General features: G+C 69.9%; 6 protein-coding genes. All 6 read right to left on the reverse strand.

The annotated features are described in order from the left end of the window. Positions 1-159: 159 nt before the first annotated feature. The 6 genes from GX414_07150 to GX414_07175 all read right to left on the reverse strand — a co-directional run bounded on the left by GX414_07150 (position 160) and on the right by GX414_07175 (position 6,228). On the reverse strand, positions 160-1,197 hold the full coding sequence (locus GX414_07150; GenBank protein ID NLI46867.1) for a WYL domain-containing protein: 1,038 nt from the start codon (positions 1,195-1,197) through the stop codon (positions 160-162). Between the two features lie 63 nt (positions 1,198-1,260). Continuing rightward, a complete protein-coding gene (locus GX414_07155) occupies positions 1,261-1,533 on the reverse strand; it encodes a hypothetical protein (protein ID NLI46868.1) in 273 nt (90 codons plus the stop codon). A gap of 179 nt (positions 1,534-1,712) precedes the next feature. Next, complete coding sequence (locus GX414_07160; GenBank protein NLI46869.1) at positions 1,713-1,964, reverse strand: hypothetical protein; 252 nt, start codon at positions 1,962-1,964, stop codon at positions 1,713-1,715. A 457-nt stretch (positions 1,965-2,421) separates the two neighbouring features. Next, positions 2,422-4,317 carry a hypothetical protein gene (locus GX414_07165; GenBank protein ID NLI46870.1) on the reverse strand — a complete coding sequence of 632 codons (1,896 nt, stop codon included), beginning with the start codon at positions 4,315-4,317 and terminating at the stop codon, positions 2,422-2,424. Next, positions 4,314-5,180: a hypothetical protein gene (locus GX414_07170; protein NLI46871.1), complete on the reverse strand. Its 867-nt coding sequence runs from the start codon at positions 5,178-5,180 to the stop codon at positions 4,314-4,316. The genes GX414_07165 and GX414_07170 overlap by 4 nt, the downstream gene beginning before the upstream one ends. Before the next feature lies 1 nt (position 5,181). Further along, on the reverse strand, positions 5,182-6,228 hold the full coding sequence (locus tag GX414_07175; GenBank protein NLI46872.1) for a hypothetical protein: 1,047 nt from the start codon (positions 6,226-6,228) through the stop codon (positions 5,182-5,184). Between the last annotated feature and the right edge of the window lie 122 nt (positions 6,229-6,350).

The raw sequence follows: 6,350 nt of genomic DNA on the forward strand, positions 1-6,350 counted from the left end.
GATCAATGCCAAGTGGCTCCCCTCCGCGCCCTCTGCGTCCTCCGTGGTGAATCTCCTTCGCCGGTTCGCCGCTTCGCTGGCTCGACGGTTTGCCTCCCCTCGCCCTTCCATTGACAAAAAGCATCACTTTGCGTCTTGGCGTCTTGGCGTGCCCATCGGCTAGCGTCCTCGCGCGCCGCCGCCCGCCGCATCGTCGTAGTTTGCCCGGATCGCCGCCAGCGTCTCATGGAACCGCGCCACAAGCCAGTCGGGGCGGATGAGCCGGGCGCTCTCGCGGAACGAAAACACCCAGGCCAGCAGCTCCCACTCCGACGTGCAGGCGAAGGCGAGGCGCAGCACGTCCGGCGCGGTCCACTCGAGGCGCTGGTTCGGGCTCCAGGTCCGCTCGGCGGCGTAGCGCGCCGCCGAGCCGCGCAGCTCGATCTCCGCCTCGAACGGCTCCCCCTTGATCACGCCGAAGTGGCGGTTGAACACGGCGTCGAAGTCGTAGTCGCGGGGGAACGCGTAGCGCCGCTCCGTGAGCGTCGCGGCGCGGATCCGGTGCACGGCGAGCAGCGGATCGTACTCCGACGTCCGCACCCGCTGGCCGGGCCGGCGCGCCAGGCGCGCGTGCAGGTACATCGCCTCGCGGTGGGAGAAGAGCTTGAGCGGCTTCACGCAGAGCGCCTTCGGCCGCGGCTCGTCCAGCGCCTGGTACTCCAGCGCCACGATCCGCCGCTCCTCCAGCCCCTGGACGATGGTCCGGATGGCGCCCTGCTGCGGCGTGTAGTCGATGGTGCCGGGGCGGAACACGGCGAAGTGGCCGTCGCTGCGCCGGCCGTCGCCGGCGAGCAGCGCCTGGCTCTTCTCCAGCGCCCGGGTCGCCTCGGCGAACATCTCCGCGCCCAGCAGGTGGGCGGTGAAGTCCCGGCACATCAGCAGCAGGTTGTATTCGGAATCGGACAGCGTCATGGCCGGCGGGATCCGCTCCGGCCGGCGGAGGCGGATGTACTTGCGGTTCCCCTCCCGGCGCTCCTCCAGCTCCAGGCGGTGGGCGCGCTGCAGGTCGTCCAGCAGCCGCAGCACCGACTGCTTGGAGCAGCTGAGCTGCCGCGCCAGCTCACCCAGGGAGTACTCGTCCCGCGTGAACAGCAGCTTCACGAACAGGGTGATGATCTTCTGGCCGTAGCTGCGATGCGGATCCTGCTTCGATCCCATGGCACCCCCTGCATCTGTCGTTTGACGTCAGCCACGCGTCCGGCCGGCCGTGCCAGCCTGCGGTCACTCCGGATCCTGGTCTTCTCCTTCTTCCTTGTCTTTCAGATTGCTGATTGAAACGATGAACTGGCTGAATCTGGGGGCGATGACCGCATAGCCCACGAAGAAGCAGAACAACAGCCAGCCGGCTCTGGAGCCATCATAGCGGATGGAGTCCGGATCGGTCAATCCGATGGACGCGGCCAGGTACGGGAAGGCCTCGTAGACGGCCAGCCCCCAGAGCGCCAGAATGAGGTAACCCAGGAAATGGACGAGCCAAATCTGGAAGTCTCTCATGACTGTCTCCTGTTCCATGGCGATCCCATCACCGGTCGTCGCGGACTGGGCCGGCGCAAACAGGTTCGATGCATCACCCACCTCCGACTAATAAGGCAGCCGCGCGGCGCCGGGCCCCCCCGAGACGCGCCCCGGATTGTCGCGCCCTGCCGTGCCGGTCATTCGTCGTCCGCCGCCGGTCATTCGTCGTCCTCCAGGTGCTCCTGATAGAATCGGGCGATCAGCCGGCTGGATATAGGCTCCACCACCCAAAAGCAGGCGCTGACGGCGGACACGAACCAGAACGCGCACGCCGCCGGGTAGATCCCCGATTCGGGGCGGAGGCTGAACAGCCGGGCCAGCCCCGGAAAGCTCTCGTACACCATGACGGAGTACAGGCACATGAAGCAGACCGCGTAGAAGCGCGTCATGATGATCTTCAGGCCACTCACACCTCCACCTCCGTCTCCTTACGATTCCTGTGCCCGCTGCACCAGCCCCTGCCCGCCCGTCACATAATCCAGGGCTTCACTACAATACCCATCGGTCAGTCCGACTATTTCCGCTTCTTCCAAGGCCATATACCGAACAGCCAGGTGACCCAGGCCTGCTTGATCAAGATGACGATGATCGCTATTGCTATGATGCCGAGGATTTGGGAACACAACGCATTGACTTCTCCATTATGCTCTACCGGCATAATGGAGCAATTCGTCTGACCATCCAGACGTGTGTATAAATCTTCGGAAGGCGTCTCAGGGAACTATCTATTTGGAACAGTAACAGCCCATCAGTCTACCCAACAATTCGTTGGCTGTTCGTCGCGGTGTTTCACCCTTTGTCCCACGCAAGAAAAGTTAGCAAAGGTAGTGACCACCCTGCTGAGCGTGTCGCGCGTTCAGTTTTCCCTCAATAAAAGATCTTCTCGGCCAGCTGGTCGAGAAACGTCGCGAACCGTCTGCCGGTCCAGCGCCGGTGTCCATCGGCGAGCTCACGGCAACACGCGTGTTCGCGCTGGAACGCCGGCGTCAGCGACTCGAGCGGCTCCAGCGCCGCCACCCCCAGCGCGCCGAAGGCCGCCGGCACATCCCCGGCGGGCCCCGCGTACGACCAGGCCGCCAGCACCGGCCCGGCGTCGTCGCCGACGGCGAGCACCCGGGCGGTCAGGCCAAGGGCGATGAGCCGCAGCAGCGGCGAGCGATCGCCGAAGCGGACCAGCCGGGCCAGCCAGCGTCCGGCGGCATCCGTGTCCGCCATGCCCCGTTCGCCGACGGCGGGCAGGCCGGCCCAGACGCCCGCGGCGGCCAGGGGAAACACCGGCAGGTCGCCGGCCGGCGCCAGCGCCTCGATGCGTTCCCCCGTGGCGCGGTTGCGGCGGCCCGCTTCGTGTTCCAGGCGAGCCCGCCAGTAGAGGCAGAAGCAGAGGTTCGCCTGTTGCTCCTGCTCGGAGGCGAACCCCCCCGCCGTCTCGCTCCGGCCCAGGAGCTCCATCGCCTCTTCGAGCCAGACGCTGTCGCCCGGTCGGAAGGTTTGGCGCGCCCGGCGGTGGCGCGCCACGAGGGCGCCGGCCACGTAGTTCTGGTTGCGCGGCTCACCGAGCTCGGCACCGGCGCTTCGCAGGAGCGGCTCGCCCCGGTCCGGCCGCCCCTGCAACACGTGGAGTTGGCCCAGCGAGCTCGTCAGGCGGGCGCGCTGGACACGGGCGGTCCAGCCACGGTGGCGGCGGAGCAGCCGCAGCCCCCGGTGCAGCCACTTGGCGGCGTCGCGCCAGCGGTGCAGGTCGGTGTCCAGTACGCCGAGGTTGTTGCAGAGCTCGGTGAGGTCGGTCACGTCGAGGTGCTCCCCGGCCAGGCCCGCTTCCGCCATATCCAGGGCGGCCGCCATGGCCGCACGCGCGCCGGACAGATCCCCGGTGCGGCTGCGGACGGCGCCCAGGGCCCGCAACACCAGAAAACGGTGCCGGAGGGGCGCCTCCGCCGGATCGAGGGCCTGCAGTACCGCCTCCAGGCCGTCCGTGTCCCGGGAATGCTCCAGCCCGTGGATGAGCGCCGGCAGGTTCCAGCCGCTGTCGGGAAGCGGCGTCCCGCCCGCGTCCGGCTCGGCGGCCAGCCATTCCGCCACCGGCATGCCGGCGGCGAGACGGCGGCACGAAGCACCCGCCCCGCCGTCGGCCGCGGCGCCGCCCACCACGTCCGCCCCGGCGCCGTCCATCTCCTCGCGCCGCAGCGCCGTCAGTTTCTCCTCCGTCCGCTCCACCGGCCGGAGGGCGCCCGCGCCGTCCACGTCGCCGATGGCGGCGGGAAGCCGCTCCCCGCGCCGACCCCGAGCCAGCGCATGGACCGCCCGGGCGAAGGCGGCCGAGGCGCTCCGCCCCCGCAGCGGCCGCGAAACGGGCAGGCCGTCGGGCGTCACGATGCGCAGACGGTAGTCGAGGGGACGGAAGCTCGCGCCGGCGCCAAAAACGCCCGGCAGGGCGGCCACGGCGGCGCGGCCCGCATCGACGAAACCGGTTCGGGTGTCGCCGCCGAGCGCTGCCGGCCAGCGCCCGTCGGGCGGTCCGGCGGGGCGGTCCACCAGCAGCCAGGCGGCGACCGCGTCTCCGATGGCGTCGTCCCAGAACAGCACCGGGACCGCCACTCCCCCGCCCGGCGGCGCCCAGCCGCGACGGCGGGCTTCGATTTGCACCGCCGCCTCCTCCAGCTGGCGCTCACGGCGGGCCGGCCGGCCGCCCGCGGCGAGGTGCCGTCGCAGCAGCCCGGCCTGGCCGAGCTCCGCCGCCAGGGGGCACGGATCGAAGTCGTTCATGGGACCGCCTCCGCATCGAGCGCATCCACTTGCACAAACCAGCATTTCCGTCCCAGGCGGAGGCAGAGCCAGCAGGGCGAGCCCTCGGGCGGCAGCTCCACCCGCATCGGCCGCCCGGCGGGCACATCGTACGGCGCGCCGTCCACCCGGAGTTCGTCCAGCTTGACCCCGGAAGCCAGGTCCACCTCGAGCACCCAGCGCTGCCCCAGCCGGCAGACGGCCACCGTGCAACGGCCGCCGTCCAGGTCCGCCTGGTCCGGCACATCCTCCCAGGTGGGGCAGAAGGTGCCGGCAGCGAGGGGAATCGCGGCCACAGCCGGAGCCGCCGCCGGGCGGAGCAGCCGCACCATGCGGCCCTGCCGCCACCATCTCGCCAGCCGGGCGCCCGCCCGCTCCAGATACCTCCACTCCCGGCCCAGATCGGCGACTTCATCGAGATAGGCGGGCGTCGGCGCCTGCAGGCCCTGACAATCGGCCGACCAGGGTGGCGGCGTTTCCAGATTCAGCTTCGACGTATCAGCGAGCAGGCCCGGCAGCTCCGCGGGAAGTTCGATCCGGCCGTGCTCGCGGGTCAGCGCCGCCAGCGGGATCTCCCGCGCGGCGGGCAGCACCACCCGGCCGGCGAAACCGGGCGGCCCCTCCGAGCGGAGGATAAAATCCCAAAACGTGGCCAGCGCCGTTCCCGGCAGCACCGGCGCCGCCACCGCCAGTCCCGCCTCCGTGCGGACGATCACCAGGCAGGCCAGCGACGGCGCCCGACCCCGCCAGCGGCTGCCGTCGGGCAGTCGGAAATCGTCGGCGACTCCCCACAGGGAACCTGCGCGAATGCGGCTTGAGACGGCTCGCGGTGTCGGATCGGGCATATCAGCGCTCCTGCGGGGTTTGGATCCCGCTCAAAGGAAGTATGGGGGAATCCTCAGGTTCATCCGGCAGCGCGAGGCGGATCCGGCGCAGAACGGCCGCCGGAAGGTTCGGATCGCGGGTGCGCCATTTCGCCTGGAGTTCCTTCAATCGCTTGAATTCGCCGGCATAAAACGACGCCCGGCTGACCCCCCGCTCGCGGAACCAGCCGGGCGGCGGCGCCTGATTGTGGCGGATCCGGTACGCAAGGAAAGCTTCCTGATGCGCGGAGAGCTCCGCGCAGGCCGCCGGCGCCAACTCCTCGAGCTCCGCGGCCGCGAGCGTCGTGTCGGCGGGCGAGGGTGCGTCGGCGGCAGGGTCCAGGCAGTCGGGCGACGGGACCTCCTGCAGCCGGTAGACGTATTCGTAGTGAACCAGGTCGGCCGCGTCGGCCACGAAGCGGAGCACCTGGTCCAGCCCCAGGGCGGCATCGGCCGCGGCGTAGAGAAAATCCACCATCTCGGCCAGCGTCTCGGCGTGGATGATCACCGGCAACTGACTGGATGTCGTGTCACCCCGGACGGGGCGCCAGCGGGGATGGATCTGCCGCCAGGCATCCACCCACTTGGGCAACCGCCGTTCGAACTCGGTCGGGGACAGCGTGCGGGCGTCGGCGGGGCCGAAGACATCGAGCGCGCCGGGCCGGGCCGGAAACCGACGCTCCAGGAGTCGTTGGAGGGACCGGCGCTTGTTGGCCAGGATGCTGCGCGGCCGCCCCAGGACGTGGCGCCGGAACATGGTGTGCAGAAGCCGCTCGGCGGCCGGGGAGTCCGCGGCGATCGTCACCACGTAGCGCATGGCGGCGCCGTCTTCGGCGAGCAGCTCGGCGAGGAAATCGGCGGCCAGATCCTCGACGCCATCGGGACCCGCCGGACTGCGACGGGCGTAACGGCGCGCCCAGGCCCGCAACCGGCGCAGGAGACGTGCCAGACCGCGTCCCTCGGGATCGCGTCCGGCGACGTGATCCTGAAGCAGCGGCAACAGGTCGAACCCCGAAGAATCGACGGCCATGTTTTAACCGTTCCGTGAATGCGTCCATTGTAGCCACAGCTGCCGCCCGGGCCAAGTGATTATTGCATCCCGCGCATCCGCTGGCTCGCGGTGACGTCTGCCGCAGCTTGAATCCGGCAGAC

The sequence above is a fragment of the Acidobacteriota bacterium genome, assembly GCA_012517875.1.
Taxonomy (GTDB): domain Bacteria; phylum Acidobacteriota; class JAAYUB01; order JAAYUB01; family JAAYUB01; genus JAAYUB01.

Bases quoted from the DNA above. Each gene is read 5' to 3' on its own strand.
- GX414_07150 (NLI46867.1), bottom strand. From the start codon at position 1,197: ATGGGATCGAAGCAGGATCCGCATCGCAGCTACGGCCAGAAGATCATC.
- GX414_07155 (NLI46868.1), bottom strand. From the start codon at position 1,533: ATGAGAGACTTCCAGATTTGGCTCGTCCATTTCCTGGGTTACCTCATT.
- GX414_07165 (NLI46870.1), bottom strand. From the start codon at position 4,317: ATGAACGACTTCGATCCGTGCCCCCTGGCGGCGGAGCTCGGCCAGGCC.
- GX414_07170 (NLI46871.1), bottom strand. From the start codon at position 5,180: ATGCCCGATCCGACACCGCGAGCCGTCTCAAGCCGCATTCGCGCAGGT.
- GX414_07175 (NLI46872.1), bottom strand. From the start codon at position 6,228: ATGGCCGTCGATTCTTCGGGGTTCGACCTGTTGCCGCTGCTTCAGGAT.